This window comes from Mycobacterium pseudokansasii (assembly GCF_900566075.1).
In the GTDB taxonomy this organism is placed as follows: Bacteria; Actinomycetota; Actinomycetes; order Mycobacteriales; family Mycobacteriaceae; genus Mycobacterium; species Mycobacterium pseudokansasii.
The window spans coordinates 35,682-57,481 of the sequence record NZ_UPHU01000002.1; the positions used below are offsets into that span (position 1 = coordinate 35,682).

Below are 21,800 nucleotides of genomic sequence, written 5' to 3' on the forward strand. Positions count from 1 at the left end.
GGGCGGTTGCAGATTCGCTGGATGCTTATGTCGGGGTCCTTATGGTGCGGTCGAGGAAGTCGGTGACTGCGGCGGTGAACGCGTCATTGTTGTCGCCGGCAACCATGTGACCGGTGCCGGTGACGTCCGTTGTTTCGGCGTGCGGGACAAGTTGGAGGAATTCGCTGACGGTTTCCTGGGAGACTACGTCTGAAAGTGCGCCGCGTATTAGGAGTGTCGGCGCGATGATTCGACGTGCTCCTTCGGCGAGAAATCCGCTGATGGCGTCGAACTCCTCGCTGCTTGTCATGAGATTGCCTTGCAGGACATCGAAGTTGGAGCTGATGAAGGCTGGGTCCCAGCGCCAGATCCATCGGCCGTCGCTACGTTGCCGTAGGACCTTGTGCAGGCCGTCGACATTTTCGGGTCGCGCGCGGCGTGGGTTGTATTCGGCGATGATGTCGGCGGCGTCATTGAGTGTGTCGAATCCGTCGGGGTGGGCGGCCATGAATGACACGACGCGACGGGCCCCATGAAATTCGATCCGCGGGGTGATGTCGACCAGGACCACGGCTGCCCAGAGGTCGGGTGGGGCCAGCAGGTGGGTAGCGAGGATGATCAGCCCACCCAGCGACGCGCCGACGACGGCGGGGGGACTGTCGGCGCTGACGTGTCCTCGTATCGAGATCAGATCGGATACGAACCGTTCGACGCCGTATTGTCCGCTTGGGTCCCAGTCGCTGTCGCCGTGACCTCGTGTGTCGTAGGCGACGACCGTATAGCCGTGGGAATGGAGTCGACGAGCGGTGGTGGCCCACGCGTGACGGCTCTGACCGCCGCCATGTAGGAGCAACACGACGGGGCGAGTCGCGGCGTGCCGGTAGCAGTCGGCCACGAGAGTGATCCCGTCGCTGGTGCGGATGCGCTCCTGGCTAATTGTCATGTGGTCCGGTGTGGTCGGCCGTTGTGGATCAGGGATTTCCGTTGCGGCCACCAGCTCGCTTCGCGCAGCAGGGTGGCGATCGCGGGAACTGTGAGCGTGCGAACGACGAAGGTGTCCAGAAGTAGTCCGCAGCCAATGATGAATCCGGCTTGGATCATGATCGCGATGGAGCCGACGATCAGGCCGAACATGCTGGCGGCGAAGATGAGTCCGGCCGAAGTGATGACCGACCCGGTGTTCGCGACGGTTCGCAGGACCCCCACGCGAATGTTGTGAGCGGATTCTTCGCGTAGCCGGGAGATGAGCAGCATGTTGTAGTCGGCGCCGACGGCGACCAGAATGATGAACGCAAGAAGCGGTACGGGCCAGGCGATTTCCTTGCCAAAACCATATTGAAACACGAGGGTTCCCAGTCCGAGGGCGGCGCCGTAGTTGAGCACGACGGTACCCAATAGGTAGAGCGGGGCGACCAGGGCGCGCAGCAATACGACCAAGATGAGGCCGACGATGACGAGGGTCGCGATGGCCAGCTGATGAAAGTCGGCGGCGAGCAGGCGTTGGATGTCGGAGTTGACGGCGGGGAATCCGGCCATCGACACCGTGGCATTGGCCAGCGAGGTGTTGGGTCGTGCGCCATCGGCGACCTCGGTGATTTTGTGGGCGAGGTTCATCGCGTCGCTGCTGTAGGGGTCGTAACTGGATTCGATGGCGAAACGCGCGGTCTTGCCATCAGGTGACAGGAAGTGCTTTGCAACATCGGCGAACTGGCGATTTTCGAAGGCATTGGTGGGAAGGTAGAAACCGCTGGCGTTGTCTGAGCCGGCGGTGGTTCGTGCGGAATTCTGCAATTGGGTCGCGATTTGGCTCATGCCCGAAAGCATTTCGATGTTGCTGTCGGCAAGGGTGTGCACGCCGGTGGCTAGGGCTTGTGCTCCGGAGGCGAGTTGGCTGATGCCGCTTTGGAGCCGGCGTATGTTGCCTGCCAGGTCGGCGGGGTCGCCGAGTGCTCCGAAAGCTTTGTCCAGTGAGGTGATTGCGTTTCGGACGTCGGCCACGGTGCCGGCCGCGGTGCCGCTGCCGGGCTGGTAAAGGTCGCCGAGGTTGGCGAGCTGGCTGAAAAAGCCGGAATTGCGCAGAGCCACCAGGATCTGCACCTGGTCGCGGAGTTGGGCGCATTCGGGTGTGGTCGCACACCATGGGGAGGTGTTGAGGGCACCCACGAGCGGGTCGATGGCGGCGATTGCGTTTTGGGCCTGGTCGGCTTGCTGACGCAGCCCCGGGCCGGCTCGGATGGCTTGGTCGACGGCCGGGGCGGTAGCCGAAAGCTGCTGTAGCAGCGGACGGAACCGCTGGACTTGGGATCCACTGGACTGGGCCTGAGTGAGGATTCCGGTCAGCGGTGTCAACGCGGCGCGCAAGGTGGTGTCCAGTTGCGCTAGACCGCCGGCGAGTTGGTCGGCGCCGTGGGTGAGTTTGGCCAGGTCATCCTTGTGGGCGTCTCCCTTGGCGACCGCGCCGGCCATCTTGTTACCGATCTGGCCGTTTTGCCACGACAGTTGAGCCTGGTCCAGACGCGTACCAGTGGGCCGGGTGACACCGGAGACCTTGGTGACGCCGGGCAGTTGCGATACTCGAGACGCCATTTCATCCAGGTCGGCCAGGGCCTTGCTGGTGCGCATATCGGTTGGTGATTCGACCACCATGAATTCGGTGACGATGGTGTCCTTGCGAAAGTGCCTGTCCAGCAGGTGATACCCCTCATTGCTGGCCGTGGTCTTTGGCTGTCCTTGGCGATCGTCGTAGCTGACGTGCATCGTCAGCGCGACAGCCGCTAGGCCTGATACCAGCGCCAGACTGGCGACGAGCAGCGGAACGGGCCGCCGGACCACCGCCACGGCGATCCAGTTCCAGTAGCGCCGCGTGCGATCGGCTTTGGGTTCACCGATGCCGCGTTTGGCCGCCAGCGCCAACACCGGGGGAAATAGGGTCACCGTGGCCGCAAATCCGACCAAGACGGCGATTGCGCACGCCGGCCCCAACGCGGCGAACACGCTCAACTTCGCGAACACCATGGCCAGAAACGCAAACGCCACGGTGGCAGCCGAAGCCAAAATCACGCGCCCGATGGTGGCGGTCGCGTTGATTACCGACAGATCGGGCGGAACGTTTTGACGCCGCTGCTCGTGATATCGACTGATCAAAAACACCGAATAATCGGTGCCAGCACCCAGCAAGATCACCGTCATGAAGGCGATGGTGAACTGGGACACCGGCATGCCCGATTCGCCCCACGCCGATAACACTCCCCGCCCCACCGCCAGGCTCACCCCGATGACCAGCAGCGGCAGCAAGGCGGTAAATACCGACCGGTACACGATCAGCAAGATCACCGCGATCAAGCCTGCCGTCGCGACCGAGATGACAACCAAATCCTCCTCGGCCGAGGCGATTTGATCGCGGAAGGTGGCCGGGGGGCCGGTGACGCGAACATTGGTGGCTGAACCGCTGAATGCCTGGGTGGCGATTTTGCGGACCGCCTGGACCGATTCGGCAGCATTGAGATCGCCCAGTGTTCCGGCTACTCCGACCGGCACATACCAGGCTTTGCCGTCCCGGCTGACTGCCTGGCCGGCAGTGACTGGGTCGGCCAACAAGTCTTGAACCAGGCGCACGTGCTCCGAATCGGCGCGCAACCGCGAAATCATCGTGTTGTAGCGCTGGCGCACCGGCGCAGTCAGGCCCGCCGGATCCTCCATCGCGACAAATATCGTCGTCTTGGACCCCTGCTCGCCGAAGGCCGCACCCATGCGATCCACCGTCTGAAGCGATGGCGCATCGCGTGGTATAAGAGTCACCGACTGCTGTCTGACAACCGTTTCCAGCTGCGGGAACAACACCGCCAAGGCGGCGGCGGTTACCACCCACATGCCGATGACCAGCACCTTATGCCGGATACTGAAACCCGCCAAGCGCGCTAGCCGATCGCTGTACGCGCCCTCACCGGCCGCAACCTTTTGAAGTCGCTCCCGAACAGGGCGACTCAAGGTCGCCACACCTGAAGAAACCCGCCCGCTGTCTGCCATCCCCGCCCCGCTACCTCGAAAGAAACCAACGGTATCGCAACAGTACTACCAGTATCCTTCTACCTGGTCGGCGAAACCGCCACCGGTGTCCGAAGCTCTCTGATCGCCGCGGCGCAAACGCTTCGAGCTGTACCGACTCGCCGTCGACGGTCCAGCATGTCCGGTATAGCGACACGTGATCCCTTTGAGCAAAAGCGGTTTGACAGTGACGATGCACCGACTCCGAAACAGTGACTGTTTTATGACCGGCGCAGGCGAAATCCCAGCCGGGAGATCAATCTGAGCGGCTCGTCGCGCACGTGGTCATACATTTCCCGGTTCATCAACGCGTCGTCCATGTAGGAGCGGGAGCGGGGAGGGTAGTGACGGGGACGAACGCGGCCTTGGTCATCGACCGGCGGCTGTGGGTGTAGGCGCCGAGTGATACCGCGGCGGACCAGCCTGAAATCGCGAACCCCCCGCGCCCACACATGCGTCTTGGTTAGCGCAAGCGGCACATCCATCGCCGACCACCCCCGCCCGTCTGTGCGATTCCCCCTCGCGCACGCCGGCAGAGTTCGTTCGTCCGCCACACGAACCGGGCTGTGGTCCGCGCCCTGTGGCTGCCCAACCAGGGATCGTCCGACCCGCTGCCCGATCATGTTTCCTCCTTCGCCGCACAAACGCTTACAGACAAGTGTACTAGGGGTATCGCTCCGCTACTCTAAGTAGCGTTAGTTGCCGAACCAATCGACCGATGCAGGCGCGATTCGGTGGGGCCCGCGTACGCGCGCGGTTTACGGTGAACTACATGGAGCGCGACGCCCTGGAATTTCCAGTCGATGACGATGACGATGACGATGACGATGACGACGTCGACCCGCGCCGGCTGCGCTCACGAACCCGGTTATTGGATGCGGCCACCCAACTCCTCAGCGCCGGCGGCATCGAAGCCGTCACCATTGACGCGGTCACCAAAGCCTCCAAATTCGCGCGCACGACCCTGTACCGCCACTTCAGCAGCTCCACTCAACTGCTGGCCGCCACATTTGAGCGGCTAGTGCCGCAGGTGCACGCCCCACCGGCGACGGGATCGTTGCGCGAGCAACTCATCGAACTGTTGAGCCGACAGGCCACGCTGCTCATGTAGATTCGTGCAGCTGGATAGAGAGTCCGTGGCTTACCGGCGCGGTGGAAGTGGTGAGCGCTGTCTCGAATCTAGACAAACGAGACACCTCATCGGAGGCCGCTTCGCCGCTACGCAACACCAGGTCACGGTGTCTCATTTCTTGTTTCACACCGCGTGTCTCGAATCCTCGCTGTCGGTGGGCCGTGAGACGTTGTTTCCCACGACCGCAACGCTCGGCTATGCGCGGGTCAGCACCACCGGCCAAGACCTCGACGCCCAGCTCGCTGCCCTCGGAGTCGCTGGCGTCAAGGCCGAGCGGGTGTTCACCGATAAACTCTCAGGGTCGGCCAAAAACCGACCGCCCCGGCCTGGCCGCCATGCTCGACTGCCCGTGCCGGCGACACCGTTGTGGTTACCGCAATTGATTGCCGCTGAGCGCTCAGTTCGGCCGCCAGCCGCGGCTTGAAGGTCCGGCCCTTAACGAACTTTCGGTAGGCCCAAATGCCGCCGATGATCACCGCTACTGCCGTGACGAGGCTAACCGGCGGATGGTCGCCGCCGAACTAGACAAGGCGTCACCGCCCGCCCACCACGCCGGCCGATTTGAGATGCTCCCGGAAACCTCCATTTCGGGATCCGTCACGCTCGTGGCCGGAAGCATGTCGGACCTCATCGGCGGCGTGCGTCGTCGTGCGCAGTCTGGAGTCTTGACGGGTTCCTGTCGGTGCAGCCCGACACAATGTTTGCGTTGTACGCTGCTGCTTCCGGGGAGTGCCATTGTTCCTGTCGTTCGTGGGCCCGTCCTTGGTACGCAAGCACCTCGGTGGACAGGTCTTGGACCCGGCCGAAGTTGTGCGGTTGCTGGAGGATCGGGCGATCCCGGCGGGTACACCGGTATTTCTCGACGAGATGACGATGCTGCCGATCGAGCCGTTGTGTTCGTGGTTTCGCCACCTGGCGTACGACGATAAGGACGCCAAGACGTTGCATGAGTACGCCTACATCGTGCGGCGCTTTGTCCACTTCCTTCAGTCCCGCGGCCGCGGCCTGCTTGATCCGACCGAATCAGACTTCCAGGCATACCGCGTTCTGCGGACCCAGACGCAGGACAAGCCGGTCGGTGATACGACGTGGGCGAAGGAAGCCCAACTGCTCAACCAGCTCTACCGATGGCTGGTCGAACACGGCCATTTGGGGCACCGACCGCTGCGGATGACCCGCAAGGGTGGCAATCCGCTGGCGCCCCGCGTGCAGCGGGGCATGGACATCCGGCACATGACCCTGGCACAGTACCGGTACTTCCGCGACGTCGGTCTCGGCGGCCAACTTCCGAATTCTCAGGTCAGCCCGGTGTTCCGGGGCCGGGCGCCGCTGCGTAACCGGGCCGCCGCGGATTTAGCGCTAAGCACGGGGATGCGCCCGGAAGAGTGGTCGACAGTGTTACTGCCCGAACTCGGTGCCGGACGGCGCCGGCCCGGCGAGCCGGTTGACTTTGCGGTGCAGGCATGCGCGAAGTACGGCAAGTACCGCGAGATCTACGTTCCCACTGCGGCGGTGGATGCTGTGGACAACTTCCTGCTGATCGAGCGCCCGGAGCTCGTCGCCGCCTCGGCGAGGTCGTTGGCGCGGCGACGCCGGGAGTTGTTTGTGGTCGACCGCGTTGATCACGAGGCGGGAAAGCTGCGTGGTGTCCTTGACGGTCAGCGCCGGACGTTCACCATGTCCGCGATGGAGCCGGACCTGCGGCGGATCACGATGCAGGAGAACGAGAATGGTGTCGAGCCGCTGGCGGTTTTCATCGGCCACGGCGGTCAGATGCTCGGCCCGTCCTCCTGGTACCGGATCCGCTGCGACGCCTGGGAGCGGATGCAGGTTCACGCCGGTCACCCCGAGGCGCCGGTGCTGCCCCGGCGGCGGTGGAGATGGCACGACACCAGGCACACCTTCGCATTGCAACTGCTGTCCTATCTAGAACGGCAGATGGACGGCGACGAGCCGGACGCGGTGGCGCGGCGCCGACGCCACCTGGCCTATCTGGGCGGTCACATCAAGCACAACCCGTTGCTGATCGTCAGCCGCAGACTCGGACACTCCAGCCCAGCGAGCACGTACGCCTACCTGGAGTACACGGACGACCCGATGAACGCGGTGGACGCCGCGTTCTCAGCGTGGACGGTGCAGGAAGGTGACACCTACGCCGATATCGCCCGCCGGATGCTCACCGAGGCCGGTGACCGCTGATGCCGCGCCGCGGAGATCACCAGCGTGAATTCCCACCGGTCCCCGAGCAGCCGGCGCCGGCGGCCCGCATCGGCATTCGGATGGTGCGAGCTACAAACCGAAGCGGGACGTTGCGGGAAGTCACGTTCGACCCCAACGAGTTCCGGTGCGCTCGGTTGGCCGGTGAGCTGGCCGACGAATGGGCCGACTACGCCGAGACCAGCAAAATCTCGCACGATTCGGTCGCTCACGGTCAACGATCGATCCGACACTTCTGCACGAAAGTCGACCTGCTACTCGGCGAGGACGCCCACCGGGCCAGTTTGAACGGCCAGCACCCCGACGTGGCGGCCGTATTGGACGAATGGGAGCGATCCCTTCCCACCGGCTACCCAGCGGGCTCGACGACACCGGCCGGATTCGCCAGGAGTGTGCGAGCGCTGATCGCGCGCCGCGCACAGCACGAACAGCGACCCGTCACCCCGAATCTGCGTCGCCTGGTCGACGGCGCGATCGGAGTGCCCGCAGGCAGCAGCCAGGAACTCGACGAGTTCTCCCGCACGGACAAACGTGCCCTGGTCCGCGCAGCATGGGCGTGGGCACACCAGCTGGATACCCGACTTGCCGACGGTTGGGCATCGGCCGCACGGGGGCGGCACCCCGCCGAGCACGGGTGGACCGACGTCACAAACCTGCTCTGGGGCCTCGCCCGTCAGCAGATCACGCCGAGACAGATCCGCGAGAACCTGCCCGTCGTTGCACGGTGGCCAGCGGAGTTGCGGGCCTGCATCGAACAGTCTGGTCGGCCCGTCTATCCAGGACTCGCGAAGATGCTCCTGGTGCGTTGGCTGGTGAGCCAGCTCTACCCCGCTCACCTCGACCTACACCCCTACCGGGTTCTGCTCGTGGCGGCCACCGGGCACGCGCCCGAGGAGGTCACCGCGCTGACCGACACCGATGTCGAGTTCCTTCCCTCGGGCGTCCGGCTGACTCTGATCAAGCGGCGGGCCCGGCAGGTCCGGCACCGCACCTTCGGCACCGAGGCATCTCCGGACACGGTCGGTGAGCCGGTCGACTTCACCGACCGGCCCCACCGGGAAGTCAGCGCGATCATCCGGCGCCTCATGCACGTCACCGAGCAGGCCCGGCAGCGGGCGCCAGGGACAGCTGGTCGATTGTTTGTGGCGGCATCGGTCACGCAGGCCTACGAGTTGCGCATCGCGTGGTGGGCCGCCAACAAAGAGCGGTCCGGATTCCTGGACTGGCTGGCCGGAGCAGGCGTGACGGTCGAGGGAGCACCCGACATCCGCCGGCTGCGCAAGTCGACGAAGGTCGAGAAGGCCATCGCCTTCGGCGGTCGGATCGCCGACGCGGCCAACGACCACCACGAGGAAGTGTTCCGGGGGCACTATGCCCAGGGCACCACCTTGCGCGTGATGTCTGGCCAGGTGATCTCTACAGCCCAGGACCACTGGTTCTTCACGGCGCTGCAAGGGCCGACGGTGCTCACCAGCTCCACCGACGTACTGGACGCACCAGATCCGGCGGCGACATTGGGCCTGACCAGACAGCAGGCCGAGGACATCCGCCGCGGGGCACTCGACATGGGACTGACCCAATGCTCTGATCCGCACAACTCCCCCTATGGGCGGTCAGGAGAGTTGTGCCCGGTAGCGCCGCTGCGATGTCTGGAATGCCGCAACGCGTGGATCCTGCCCAGCGATCTACCTCAGCTTTTGTTGTTCGCTGAGCACCTCGATCGGCTCCGGCTGCGGTTGTCCCCGCAGCACTTCGCCGAGCTGTGGGGACAAAGCCACGCCAACCTGCAAGCAGTTCTGGCCGAACGCACGGATGAGGAGAAAGCGTTGGCCGGCAAGCACATCGAGGCCGGTGAGGCCGATCTGCATCTGCCCCTGGCCGCGGACGTGGAGTTCGACCGTTGAGCCAGCAGCAACCAATCCCTCAGCCCAGTAGCGTCTTCGACGCCGACGAACCTGTCATCGGCTCCCATCCGCTGCTGCCCGACGCTCGGGTGCCGCAGTTCGGGAACACCGAGGCATGGAACCTCAACGGCGTCATCCGCCGACCGGCCAACCTCGCCGCGGCTGCCTGGACATTGGTGTTCTCCGACGAACTGACTGAGCCGTCGTGGAATCTGCTGGCGCGGGAGTTGAGCATGATCATGTTCAACCCACGGCACCCGGCAGTCACCGCCGCGGGCCTCTACCTCAAACCCGCACCGGCCAACCCAGCCACGGTGCTCAGCAGGTTGAGCCACCTGCGGCGATTAGCGAGGTGGGGTCACATGAACGGACTGCCGCCGCAGCTGACGGACTGGCACGAAACCGACCTGCGGCGCCCGATCCGGGATTTGCGCGGACAGCTGGCGGCCAACACGATCCGGAACTACGTCACGACCCTGAAAACATTGCACCAATACGGGCCCGCCCTGACCGGTCACGGACTGCGAAGTGACCCCTGGGCAGGCAAAAGCGCCCGCAAAGCGTCACACACTGCCAAGGGTGCGGTTGTGTCCACGCCCGCCATACCGCCCGAACAATGGTTCCCGTTGATCCGCTCCGCCTGGACCTACGTGCACACCTTCGCTCCCGACATCCTGCGAGCGCAGCAGCGATACCAAGAGCTCATCGACAAGGCAACGCTGGTGGGCGACCACGACTTGCGACTGGACCGGTACCTCGCCGACCCCACGAACCCCATCCCGGTTCATGCCGAAGCCGGCCGCAATCAAGGCAGGGTGCACTGGTCCCTGCTGACATTGATGATCGGCTCGGATCACAGCCGGCGGAGTAACGTCTTCCGCCGCAATATCTCTACCGGCGGCCAACGAATCACCCGAGTCAAGAAGGCGGTCGCACAAGGACATCCGACCACGACCGGCATCATCGACGACCTCGTTCTTGTCGAACACAGCAACGGTACGAGTGCCTCCTGGCATCCCGGGCTCGACCCTCGCGCTCTAGGGTTCGAGCGCTGCATGCTTCGTAACGCCTGCTACGTGCTGGTCGTGGGCCTGTCGATGATGCGTGACTCGGAGATCCATGAGATCGCCCCCGGCTCGATCGTCGACTACTACGGAACACCAGCTATTAAATCCACGAAGAGAAAACACGACCCCGGCCTGCCGATCAAGCACTGGTGGATCACCGCTCCGGTCGCCGAAGCCGTGGTCGTCGCGGAGCAGCTGTCCACCCGACCCGACCGGCTCTTTCCACCCCTGCTCCGACACAATGCCGCTGTCTCCCGCAGCGATCAGATGCTTGACGCCTTCGCCGCACACATCAACGCCACCAGCGCCCGGACCGGACTGCAGCAGATCCCGCCCGGCCAGATACGACCACACATGTTTCGACGAACAATGGCGATGTTGACCGACCAGTTCCCCGGCAGCGAGATCGCCTTAGGCATCCAGCTCAAACACATCGCTTCCAGAGCGCTGGCCAACCATTCGACCCAGGGCTACGCCAACGCCGACGGTTCTTGGGCCGGGCATTTGGAGTCCGCGATCGAAGTAGCCCGGTTCCGACGACTCGAGGACCTTTACCAAGAACACAAAGCCGGGAAACCGATCGGCTACGGCCCCGGCGCCGAACAGATGACGCAAATCTTTGACGACCTTCAGAACAGAGTCCAAGCTCGAGCCGGCGACGCGAGCGTCGAACGAGCCCTGCTCCGAAAAGCCCGCATCTCCATACGGTTCGGCGTCCTCAACCACTGCGTCATGGATGAGAACAACCCAGCCGGCGCAGCCTGTCTGGAAAACGCCGTCGTTCCTCAAGGCCACAAGGGACCGCTACACGATCGGTGTCGCCCGGACCGATGCCCCAACAGCGTCATCGGCCCCGAGCACGTCCCCATTTGGGCCTCGGAGAGACGTAACCTGCTCACCCTCATCGCCACGCCAGGAGTGTCGACCTGCCGCAGGGAAGCGCTGCAATGTGAATTGAGCGCCGTCGAATCTGTCCTCGACAAGACCGATGGCGAAAAGGAGCAGCCGTGAGCAGCCGTCCCGAGGTCTCCGATGATGATGAGCACGACGAGGGAGTGTCGCCTCGTGCTGCGAAACGCTTACGCGAGGCCATGGATCGACTGCTGGCCGGTCGCCCGCAACGCACCGACGGACGGCTGATCAAAGACAATCTCTGGAAAGAGGCCGGCGTCAGCCGCGCCACCATGAACCGAGCCACGCGGATACTGGCTGAATGGGACACCCGGATCACCGCCTCCGACGCATTCACTCCGCGCGAGGCACGCAAGAACGACGAACTATGCACTCTGCGAGGAAAACTCGCGGACAAGACACGCGAATGCACGGACCTGCACCGTCAACTCGACGCGGCTGCCACCGCGATCGCCGCCCTGCACCACGACAACACCCTGCTACGTCAAGAACTTGACCAGCACGGCCGGCTCGTCGCCCTGAAAGTTCACCGCTGAGGCCAAATTGCCCAGCCAATTCGCGTTGTCGCACCAAGATCGATCACGGCCAGAGCCAAGCCAGTCCAGTGTTGTAGGGCCTGATACACGTTCCGCGGCCGACTGGTCGTGTGATGCACGGGTCATGCCTGCGATGCTTCCTGACGCCAGACATCGAGGATGTCGGAACGCAATGGGTACCCGCCCTGCAGCCGCGGGCGCTTGCCTGCCTCGAAATCGGCTGCGAGGGAACGGAGCCGCTCAGCACCCCCGTGCGGCCCACCCGTTGGCGATTACCCAGGAGTAGACCGAGTCTGCCGGAAGCCGGTAACCGCCGTCTTTGAGACGTGCGCAGTACAGCGACGGCGTCGCGGCGGTCCAGTGACCCAGCCAGGTCGTTCGCCATGTTGACCGAGTGCGTGAGCGTCTTCAATCCTTCAACCACAATCGGATCGAGCCCGGAGCTCGGCTCCAGACGAACTGCGGGGCCGAGCAGTTTGGGTTGTGCGGCGGCCGCCCATGCGTCGACTTCGCCATTACCCCAAGGGACCACGCAAAGCGCTCGCGTTCGTGGGTCGTCGGCGATCTCACCCAGCTTCTCGCGAGTAGGCCACGCTGCGTGTACAGGACCGCCGTACCAACCGGTGGCGCGACTCCGCCACGTCCCAACAGCTACCCCGGTCCGGTTGACGAACTCGGGCAGAAGCCGGTTGTTACTGACGTTCGCTAGTCCTTCTCGGATTTCGACTCTGACCGACTGGTCGCTCCGCGCAAGGCCAAGGGCTATCGCCCACAGGACGGGAAACTTTTCAGAACGCACTGGCTTTCGCTCGCTGAAAACGTTCCGCTCGTGACCATTGCGCTCCCGCGTCCCTTTGCCGGTCACATAGTCATCGCGAGAAGGGCCAAAGGACGCGGTGGGATAGTGCAATCGCTGCAGTTGCGAGAAAGGTCAGGCAAACACGCGATGAGAAGGATAGATGCCTAGTAAAGCCCTACACCTGGGACGCTCGGGAGGCTGCGCGAACAGCAGCCTGAACAGCAGGTGTGCCGTCAATTCAGCGTCGTAGTACTCCGGAACGGGCACTGGACTAGTCCACAACTAAAGGGTTATCAACAAATATCACAATGCTGCTTAAATATCCCAGATGAGCGTTGTTTTGCGCCATTCAGGGCATATAGAATAGGGGCAACGACGTCGTCCTTAAATGGAGACATGACGACCCGGAGAAGAATGTAAAACATCACCGTCACCCAACATCCGCCTCAGTGCAATGGCATACAACATTTCGGCGCTTCAGAAAGCTGGAATTCGTGCACCGCAGCCCAGAACAACGAGAATCCGGATGTCTCATGAGACATACGGATGCTGGAGAATACCTCTCAGCGCCAGTCGTCGTCGCGGGTAACGAGCACTGGTCGGGATTCCGGCCCGACCGCATCAAGGCCGTCGCCAACCAGGCGGCCTGAGTCGTTCATGGACACGGTCACCACCGGCCCGGCGCCCGACCTGGGGGCCTACGACATCGTCCTGGTGAACAGCAGCGCTGGTAAGGATTCGCAGGCCAGTCTTGACGTCGTCGTCGAGCACGCCCGCGCCGCCAACGCGCTCGCGAAGATTGTCGTCGTTCACGCCGACTTGGGCGACGCCGAATGGGATGGGGTGCCTGAACTCGCCGCCGAACATGCCGCGCATTACGGCCTGCGCTTCGAGCTCGCCCGACGCACCGCCAGTGACGGCCACACCGAAACGATCCTCGAGCGCGTCGCCACGCGGGGCATGTGGCCCGACGCCGCGCGTCGCTGGTGCACCAGCGACCACAAGCGCGGCCCCATCCGCAAGATCATGACCAGCCTGGTCGCCGAGCTTCGCGACAACGGAACCGTTGTCGACCGCCCAGTCCGCCTGCTGAACGTGATGGGACTACGCGCGGCCGAAAGCACCGCGCGTGCTCGCCGCGTGCCCTACACGGCCAACCAGGCCGCCAGCAACGGCAGACGCCACGTGGACGAGTGGTATCCAATTCACCACTACACCGTCGCCGACGTGTGGGCGCGCATCGCTGCGGCCGGCACTCGGCCCCACGCGGCGTACGCGGCAGGCATGTCCCGCCTGTCGTGTCGCTTCTGTGTGCTGTCCTCACGTGCCGACCTGATTTGTTCCGCACGCCTGAACCCCGCCCTGGCCGATCAGTACGCCGCCGTGGAAGCCGCTGTCGGCCACACGTTCCGCGCCGACCTGTCAATGGCCGACATCATCACCGATACCCGCCACGGCAACGCGCAACTCGCGCTGCTCGATCTGGCCGAGATCGCGTAACTCGCCCAAGGAGTCGCCGTGCACATGCTCACCATCGCCCCCGCCGCCGACGCGTCGTCGGTCGCCGTCACCGATCACGCCGATCACGCCGACCGCGACACTGCACTCGCGGCACTGTGGATCTACCTCACCGACGCCGACTGCCGCCCGATCTCCAATCAGATCACCGTCGACCATCTGCGACCAAGCCAACGAAACTCCGTGCAGCACCGATCACGACGCGACCGCCCAGTTCTACTGCGGCTCACCAGAAGAGTTTGTCCAGTTCGTCGGACGCAGCTGGGGCGACGACGACGCCTAACGGCGGCCCACCGCCGAACGGCACACGGTTGTCGTCACCACAGGGTCGGCTGCACTGCGCCGAGCAAGGCAGCGGCCACCAGATCAGCATTCCAGCCATCGGCGACCGCGGCGCGGATCGCGCGTGACCGCGCGGCGCGCGCCGCCGTACCGGCATCGCGTGTCAGGATCGCTCGCCGCCCACCGCCGCGCCGCATCCGCGCCATCCGCCTCATGTTGTCGCGTCGATCGCCGCCCACCACGTGAACGCCCAGGCCCCGTACGACATCCTCGGCGGTACTGACCCTGACGCAAATCGGGTCGTCACATTCATGGAGCGCGAACACGTCCGGCTGCAACACAGTTCCCTTGAGCGACAACGCAAGCGCGTACCGCGACGTCCGCACCACATGACGAACGCCGTTTCGGGTGATGCGGAAAACCCCGTATCCGTCATCACTGAGACCACCCCGCCAGATCGCACAATCGGTGGCCAGTGGACCCATGACGACGCGCTGTTGGAAGCGCGCGATCTCGTCGGCATGCTCGGCTGGGTCAACACGCAGCGGTAGCGGTCGCGAACTCCGGTGGGCGCGCCCACTCACGGTGATCTTACTGTCGCCCAACATAGTTGAACCAGCCCGCTACTGGGCGCCCAACGCAGCTTCGGTGGGTGTGTGGTCAACGGCCTCCGGTGCCACACGGTTGGGCAGCGCCACCACTTGGGCGTCTGGCCCGTCCGAAGACGAGTCATCGTCGGTGTGGTCCTCGGAGGCGTATTTCATCAGTTCGCGCAGCCGACTGACACTCAGGCCGGTGGTGGCGCTGATGCTCGCCATCGTCTCGCCGCGCAATCGCATTGCGTGCAGAGCCTTTCCGGCGGCGACGCGGTGCGCGTGCCGCTTGCGGTCAGCTTCGTCCTGCAATTTTTCGACACGTCCGGCGTACCAGGCGTCGACCTCGTCCACCTGCGCCATGCGCACCGTGAACTCGGTCATATCGGTCAGATTGGCGCGCTCACGTTGTTCACGCGCGGCCGCCGCTTGTTGCTGGGCCTCCAGCAGTCGCCGACGGGCCAACTTGCGACTCGTGGTCTTTTCCATGGTGGCCAATCGTAGGGGGGACCCCGGACACTTCCGGCGAATCTCGCAGCACCCCTGCGTGGGCTGCCGGCCCCGCGTCCGGCTGCCCTTCGTTGTTCGGTTTCAACCCTTCACTTCCGCTTTGCTGCTGACCAGTTTTCCATCGGTTCACCCTCATGGTTGACCCTCGTCTCACCCTTCACGTTTCGTCTCCCCGTTTCCCTCCATATGAGCTTCATCACCTGCACCCTCCTGCTTTCAGCCCCTCCTCGCACCACACACCTCTTGCACTAAGGTCACACAACGGTAACGGTCCGGTTGGGGGTAGCTGCTGCGAGATTCCCTGGAAGTGTCCCGATGGGCCCTTACCGTTGATTTGTGATGCGGTCATGATGGGCATTCACAAGCTCACAGCGGGCGACGGGTACCTCTACCTGATCCGCCAAACCGCCGCGCACGACGCCGACAAACGGGGCCGCGGATCCCTGGGTGACTACTACTCGGAAAAAGGCGAATCACCCGGACGGTGGGTCGGCAAAGGGCTGGCCGGTTTGGCCGATCCACCGTCGCGTACCTGGGTCACCGACCTCGAAGACCGGATGTGGCGGATTGGGCCCGGCTCGGCGGTCACCGAGGACCAGATGAAGGCGCTGTTCGGTCTCGGGCTGCATCCGAATGCCGGCAAGATCGCCGAGCACCTGATCGCGAACATGGGTGTGCCCAAGGCTGCTGCCAAAGAGGCTGTGAGCCTTGGCCGCCCTTTCATCATCAACGACGCCTCCACCGAATTACAGCGCCGCCTCGCGGTCGCCTACCGCGACCACAACCTCAGCGAGAGCCTGTCGTGGAACGCCCCGATTGACGAGACGCTACGCGCCAAGATGCGCACCGCCATCGCCCGCGAGTTGTTCGCCGAGACCTATGACCGGCCGCCACTTGATGATCGGGAACTGACCGGCTTCATAGCGACCCAGACCCGCGACCAGACCACCTCCACCGCCGGATACGACTTCACGTTCAGCCCGGTCAAGAGTTTCTCCGTGCTGTGGGCGCTGGCGCCGCACGACATGGCGAAAACCCTTGAGGAGATCCACGATCAAGCCGTCGCGGACACGCTGGACTACATCGAAAGCAATATGGCGTTCACCCGCATGGGCGCCCAGGGAGTGGCTCAACTCGACGTAGACGGCGTCGTTGCCACGGCCTTCACTCACCGCGACAGCCGCGCCGGAGACCCCGACCTTCACACCCACCTAGCGGTGAGTAACAAGGTCCGCGCTCGCGGACACGACGGCATCTACCGCTGGCTGGCTCTCGATGGCCGACCACTCTTCAAGGGCACGGTCGCGGCCTCGGAGTTCTACAACTCCCGCATCGAAGCGCTCTCCGTCGAACGCGTCGGGCTGCATTTCGCCGAGACACCCCCGGCCGAACGGGGCAAGCGCCCGGTCCGCGAGATCGTCGGTGTGCCTACCGAAGTCAATGAGGGTTTCTCCTCGCGGCGGGTGATGATCAAAGCGCGCTACACGGAGTTGGCCAAGGCTTTTCAAGCTGACCACGGGCGCGAACCGACCACCATCGAAGCGATCGCGCTGCACCAGCGCGCCACCCTGGACACCCGCACCGCCAAGCACGAACCGCGCTCCCTGGGCGAGCAGCGCCAGCAGTGGCGTACCCAAGCCGTCGAGATCCTCGGCAGCCCGCAAGCACTGTCAGAAATGCTCATGGCTGCTCGCACACCACGGCGCCGCCAGGCCGCCGACATCACCGAAGAATGGATCGCCGAACAGGCCAGCGCGGTCGTGGAGACCGTCGCCGAATCGCGGTCGAGCTGGCAGCGCAACCACGTCTACGCCGAGGCCCTCCGTGTCGCCAGGGCGGCGGGCTGGGCCACCGATCACGACGTCGTCGAAGCGATCACCGCCGCCGCCCTAAGTCAGCCCAACAGCGTGGAACACGCCCGGACCACCGACACCGACCTCGCCGAACCCGCGGTGTTGCGACGGCGCGACGGCGCCAGTGTGTACAGCACCCACGGCACCCAACTGTTCACCAGCCAGGCCATCCTCTCGGCGGAAAAACGGGTCCTGCACGCCGCCGGACAGACCGACGGCCGCCGCCTGGACCCCGAGCTGATCGAGATGGCGTTGCTGGCCGAAAAAGCCGAACGTGGGCGCACATTGAACGCCGGCCAAGAGGCGATGGTCCGGGAGATGGCGTGCTCGGGATCGCGGTTCGAGCTCGCGTTGGCACCCGCTGGGACGGGGAAGACCACCGCCATGTCGGTGTTGGCGCGGGCATGGGAGGAATCCGGGGGCACCGTGCTGGGCCTGTCGCCCAGCGCCAACGCCGCCCAAGTGCTGCGCGATGACATCAAAGCCACCACCGACACCATCGACAAATTCATTTGGCTGCGCCGCAACCCCGATGCCACCGATGATCCGGCCCGCACGTGGTTCGACAAGATCGACGAAAACACGCTGATAATCATCGACGAGGCGGGCAAGGCCGGCACCCTGCAACTCGATGAAGTGAACACCATCGCCGAGGCGTGTGGCGCGAAAATCGCGGCGATCGGTGACGACAAACAGCTGGCGTCGATCTCCGCCGGCGGCATCCTGCGCGACATCGAAAGAACCTACGGCGCCCTCAATTTGACCGAGGTCGTCCGGTTCAAATCGCGCGCCGAAGCCCATGCCGGTCTGGCGCTGCGCGAGGGCGACCCGGCCGGGCTGGCGTTCTACGCCGACCACAGCCGCATCCACGTCGGTTCTGGGGACACCATCATCGGCGCCGCCTACAGCCGATGGGCCGCCGACACCGCCGCGGGCCACGACTCGGCGATGCTGGCTCCCACCAACGACGTCGTCGCTGAACTCAACGAACGGGCCCGCGCCGACCGTCTCGACGCGCTCGCCGCCGACCCAACACACACCGCCACGGCGGCGCAGCTGCGCGAAGCCAACTTGGCCGACGGGCTGCGCGCATCATCCGGTGACATCGTGGCCACTCGCCGCAACAAACGCGCGCTGCGGCTGGCCGGGGGCCGCGACTTCGTCCGCAACGGGCAACGCTGGCGCGTCGAGACGGTGAAGTACGACGGCTCCCTGGCTGTCTCCCGGATCGACACCGGGCAGAAAGTGACGCTGCCCGCCTGGTACGTCAACGCCTACACCACCTTGGGTTACGCCTCCACTATCGACGCCTCCCAGGGCATGACCATCGGATCGCGCACCAGCACCGGAACGTGTCACATCATCGGTTCGGAGAGCCTCTCGCGCCAGCAGCTTTACGTCGCGATGACCCGCGCGACCGATGAAAGCCACGTGTACCTCGAAACCGCAGAAACCGACGCCCACAACGTCCTGACCCCAAAGGCCACTCACCCCAACACCGCCATCGACGTCCTCGAACGCGTGCTGGCCCACGACGGCGCGCAGGTGTCGGCCACCACCGAAGCCCGCACAGCGGCAGATCCGTTCACCCGCCTGGGCATGGCCGCGCGGATGTACACCCACTCCGTGGGAGCACTGGCGGAAAACACCCTCGGTCCCGTTCGGATGGCCGGAATCGATGCCGCCGCCGATGAGGTCTACACCGGGCTGACCCGGATGCCGGCGTGGCCCGTGCTGCGGATGCACCTGGCCACCATCGCCATCTCGGGGGACAACCCCATCACCCGCCTGCGCGAGGCCGTCGCACAACGCGAACTGAGCACCGCCGCAGATCCGGCGGCCGTGCTCGATTGGCGCCTCGACAGCACCGCGGCGCATGCGGAGCGCACCGGCCCGTTGCGCTGGCTGCCTGATCTGCCGACGGGGCTCCTCGGAGACGACGACCAGGCGGCCTACCTGCACGCTCGCCATGACCTGGTGACCAGTTTGGCCGCCACCATCCGCGACACCGCAGCCAATTGGGACGCCAGTAACGCCCCGGCGTGGGCGCGGCCACTGCTGGATGCCAGCCCGCAGCTGCGCGCCGAGATCGCGGTCTTCCGCGCCGCCCACGACGTGTCGCCGGTTGACACCCGCCTGACCGGACCCGAGCAATACGCGGTCCGCGACCGCCACATCCAGAGGATGCTCGAAGACACCGCCGCCCAGGCGATCGGGCGCACCACGCCGGACACCGCCCGCTTCGAGGCCCTCGTCGACACCATCGATCCGCGGGTGCGCCGCGACCCCTATTGGCCCCAACTGGCCGGCCATCTGGCCGAAGTCGCCCGCACCGACATCAACCTGTCCCAGCTGCTCGGCGACGTCGCCGCCGAGGGACCGCTGCCCGACCAGATGCCCGGCGCCGCCCTGTGGTGGCGTCTGGCAGGGCGCTTGCAACCGGCCGTCATGGAGGCAACCCACCAGCATTTGCGGCCGGCCTGGTTGCCGGATCTGACCGCCGTGTTCGGCAGCGCCATTGCTGAAACGATCGCTGCTGACCCGGCGTTCGCGCTTCTGGTCGCCGCGATCGACAACGCCGACCCCACCCGCTGGCGACCCCGCGAACTGCTCCAGGTGGCCTACGAGCATCTGCGCGACGCTGACGACGCCGCCGACGATCACCGCCCGCCGATCCGTGCCGACGAATACGCGCGCCTGCTGACCTATTCCGTGGACCTGTTCACCGGGGAACACCCCTACGACCGTGACGACATCCCGCTCCCGGACCAGCCGCCGCTGACCGCCGAAGAGCACGAAGAACTCCAACTGCGCTACCCCGATCCCGAATATGTCACCGACGATGATCATCTGCACACCGCCGGGCTCTCTGATGACGCCCTGCTGGCCAAACTCGGGCTCGGTTACGGCGGCAGCTTCATTGCGCCGGCCCTGGAGGAGGAGGAACTTCCACCAGATCCCTACGCGCAGGTATTCGACACCGACGCTGAGTTAGCGTTCGAGGATCTGCTGACCGAGCGGCCACTGCCGCGCCCGGTCGCCGACGTCGTGGCTGATGTCGTGGCGTTGCGCCGCCAGTATCACGCCGCCACCGAAGCCCTGAACCGTCAACGTGCCCTGGTGGTGGCCGATGAGGGGCCAGCGATGCGGGCCGCTGCGCCTGCCCTGCTGGCATTGCGAGCCCGGGCCGAACAGGACCGCCCCTACCTGTTGGCGGTCCAGGACGTGATGGCTCGCTGGGCTGATGCCGAGGAACACTACGACGCTATGACCGCCTATGTACAACATGAACGCGACCAGCTCGCCGCACTCCAAAACGACCCCAACGCCGATGAACTGGACCTGGTCAGCGCTCGCGCCGCGGTCCGCCTCGCCCTGATGGCACTGCCACAGACCACCCCGGCCGCCCAATTCCACGCCGAACTCACCGACGCCATGGCCCGCCGCGCTCAGGCAGCGGGCGGCAACGACCGCATCGTCACCGCCGAGCACGTCGACGCCGCCCGCGGGCGAGCCCAGGACGAGGACAGCGCCGCGCTCAAAGCCGCCCGCGCCGAACGTGACCGCCTCGCCGCGGCGCTCGAGCGCGCCGAAACCGCCACCGCACTCGCGTTCGCCCAAGCTGAGACGCGAAACGCTGAACACATCCACGAAAACTTGGCCGCGCTGCACACCGAACTCGACATGCTCACCGCCGCCGGTGACTACAAAATCGAGCGCGGATTCAGCATCAGACCCGATCTCGCCGCCGAGCTGTCCGAGAACACCGCCCGAGGCCTCAATGCCATGACGCGCAGCGGTTTCACCGTCACCGCCGTGCACGCCGGCGACAGCGAGGCGGCACTGGACGCGCTGCGGGTGCTGCGCGAGGCGGCTCGGACCGGCGAGCACCGCATCTTGTGGTGCAGCACCGATAGCGACCGCGCCGCTCGCATCGCCGAACCCGATCCGGCCGAAGCCGTGCACACCGTCGCCGACCTGCACCGCCTGATCGCCACCGAGGGCGAACAACTCGACAACCAAACCACCATCGTCGTCGACCGGGCCAGCCACGCGGCCCCCGAAGTGCTCGCCGACTTGGCCGAACACGCCGCCGACACCGGCGCTCGCCTGCTCCTCGTCGATGGCGAGGACCGAGGTTGGCCCCCGGCGCCGTCGGCACCCCTCCTCAACCTGCTACACCAGGACCTCCCCTGGTCGGTAACCCTCACCGTCGCCACGGCCACCCCCGCGCGCAGAGCAGCCCAACCCGACCGCGACGCAGTCCTCGATCAAGCCGAGCGCTGCGACCCCGCACTACTTGACACCGAGGTCACCGACGCCCTCCGCCGTCGCCGCCAGCTACGTCAACAACACAGCACCGGCTACCAGGTACATGCTCACCTGTGGGACCGCATCGACGCAACTGACCGCGAACACGACCACACCCGCGAACTGTAGATCGCAACCCGTAG

12 protein-coding genes and 2 pseudogenes are annotated in these 21,800 nt (G+C 65.1%); 10 read left to right on the top strand and 4 right to left on the bottom strand.

Going from position 1 to position 21,800, the window contains the following annotated elements; all coding sequences use genetic code 11:
• Positions 1-25: 25 nt before the first annotated feature.
• Positions 26-922, bottom strand: coding sequence for an alpha/beta fold hydrolase (locus EET10_RS28740; protein ID WP_036395547.1), 897 nt, complete (start codon positions 920-922; stop codon positions 26-28).
• Positions 919-4,005: an MMPL/RND family transporter gene (locus tag EET10_RS28745; protein WP_174719757.1), complete on the bottom strand. Its 3,087-nt coding sequence runs from the start codon at positions 4,003-4,005 to the stop codon at positions 919-921. The genes EET10_RS28740 and EET10_RS28745 overlap by 4 nt, the downstream gene beginning before the upstream one ends.
• A 790-nt stretch (positions 4,006-4,795) precedes the next feature.
• Between EET10_RS28745 and EET10_RS28750 the strand changes: the two are divergent.
• From EET10_RS28750 to EET10_RS28785, 8 genes and pseudogenes are all read left to right on the top strand, one after another.
• Positions 4,796-5,125 (top strand): annotated as a pseudogene (locus tag EET10_RS28750) (TetR/AcrR family transcriptional regulator); the annotation flags it as partial.
• Positions 5,126-5,303: 178 nt separating this feature from the next.
• Positions 5,304-5,539, top strand: a pseudogene (locus EET10_RS28755) (recombinase family protein); the annotation flags it as partial.
• A 351-nt stretch (positions 5,540-5,890) separates the two neighbouring features.
• Positions 5,891-7,354 carry a tyrosine-type recombinase/integrase gene (locus tag EET10_RS28760; protein WP_051493684.1) on the top strand — a complete coding sequence of 488 codons (1,464 nt, stop codon included), beginning with the start codon at positions 5,891-5,893 and terminating at the stop codon, positions 7,352-7,354.
• Positions 7,354-9,276 (top strand): hypothetical protein, encoded by a 1,923-nt coding sequence (locus EET10_RS28765; RefSeq protein ID WP_051493619.1) that lies wholly within the window; start codon positions 7,354-7,356, stop codon positions 9,274-9,276. The genes EET10_RS28760 and EET10_RS28765 overlap by 1 nt, the downstream gene beginning before the upstream one ends.
• Positions 9,273-11,354, top strand: coding sequence for a hypothetical protein (locus tag EET10_RS28770; protein ID WP_036395549.1), 2,082 nt, complete (start codon positions 9,273-9,275; stop codon positions 11,352-11,354). Before EET10_RS28765 ends, EET10_RS28770 begins: the two co-directional genes overlap by 4 nt.
• Complete coding sequence (locus EET10_RS28775) at positions 11,351-11,791, top strand: hypothetical protein (RefSeq protein WP_051493621.1); 441 nt, start codon at positions 11,351-11,353, stop codon at positions 11,789-11,791. The genes EET10_RS28770 and EET10_RS28775 overlap by 4 nt, the downstream gene beginning before the upstream one ends.
• Before the next feature lie 1,248 nt (positions 11,792-13,039).
• The gene (locus EET10_RS32575) at positions 13,040-13,240 is read left to right on the top strand and encodes a thioredoxin domain-containing protein (protein ID WP_404824108.1); all 201 of its coding nucleotides are present in this window, start codon (positions 13,040-13,042) and stop codon (positions 13,238-13,240) included.
• A 7-nt stretch (positions 13,241-13,247) separates the two neighbouring features.
• Positions 13,248-14,090, top strand: a complete 843-nt coding sequence (locus tag EET10_RS28785; protein WP_036395552.1) for a phosphoadenosine phosphosulfate reductase domain-containing protein — start codon at positions 13,248-13,250, stop codon at positions 14,088-14,090.
• 335 nt (positions 14,091-14,425) lie between these two features.
• Here EET10_RS28785 and EET10_RS31475 read toward each other — a convergent pair whose 3' ends face one another.
• On the bottom strand, positions 14,426-14,728 hold the full coding sequence (locus EET10_RS31475; protein WP_225723109.1) for a hypothetical protein: 303 nt from the start codon (positions 14,726-14,728) through the stop codon (positions 14,426-14,428).
• A gap of 51 nt (positions 14,729-14,779) precedes the next feature.
• On the opposite strand from EET10_RS31475, the gene EET10_RS31480 reads away from it, so the two are divergent.
• Positions 14,780-14,941: a hypothetical protein gene (locus EET10_RS31480; protein WP_225723110.1), complete on the top strand. Its 162-nt coding sequence runs from the start codon at positions 14,780-14,782 to the stop codon at positions 14,939-14,941.
• Positions 14,942-15,013: 72 nt separating this feature from the next.
• On the opposite strand, the gene EET10_RS28795 is transcribed toward EET10_RS31480, so the two are convergent.
• The gene (locus EET10_RS28795) at positions 15,014-15,472 is read right to left on the bottom strand and encodes a hypothetical protein (protein ID WP_051493623.1); all 459 of its coding nucleotides are present in this window, start codon (positions 15,470-15,472) and stop codon (positions 15,014-15,016) included.
• A 368-nt stretch (positions 15,473-15,840) separates the two neighbouring features.
• Between EET10_RS28795 and mobF the strand changes: the two genes are divergently transcribed.
• The gene (gene mobF, locus EET10_RS28800) at positions 15,841-21,786 is read left to right on the top strand and encodes a MobF family relaxase (protein WP_051493625.1); all 5,946 of its coding nucleotides are present in this window, start codon (positions 15,841-15,843) and stop codon (positions 21,784-21,786) included.
• The last annotated feature ends 14 nt before the right edge of the window (positions 21,787-21,800 follow it).

What these genes read in the sequence shown, in the direction of transcription:
- EET10_RS28740 (WP_036395547.1), bottom strand. Translation starts at nt 922, where the DNA reads ATGACAATTAGCCAGGAGCGCATCCGCACCAGCGACGGGATCACTCTC.
- EET10_RS28745 (WP_174719757.1), bottom strand. Translation starts at nt 4,005, where the DNA reads ATGGCAGACAGCGGGCGGGTTTCTTCAGGTGTGGCGACCTTGAGTCGC.
- EET10_RS28765 (WP_051493619.1), top strand. Translation starts at nt 7,354, where the DNA reads ATGCCGCGCCGCGGAGATCACCAGCGTGAATTCCCACCGGTCCCCGAG.
- EET10_RS28785 (WP_036395552.1), top strand. Translation starts at nt 13,248, where the DNA reads ATGGACACGGTCACCACCGGCCCGGCGCCCGACCTGGGGGCCTACGAC.
- EET10_RS31480 (WP_225723110.1), top strand. Translation starts at nt 14,780, where the DNA reads ATGACGAACGCCGTTTCGGGTGATGCGGAAAACCCCGTATCCGTCATC.
- EET10_RS28795 (WP_051493623.1), bottom strand. Translation starts at nt 15,472, where the DNA reads ATGGAAAAGACCACGAGTCGCAAGTTGGCCCGTCGGCGACTGCTGGAG.
- mobF (WP_051493625.1), top strand. Translation starts at nt 15,841, where the DNA reads ATGATGGGCATTCACAAGCTCACAGCGGGCGACGGGTACCTCTACCTG.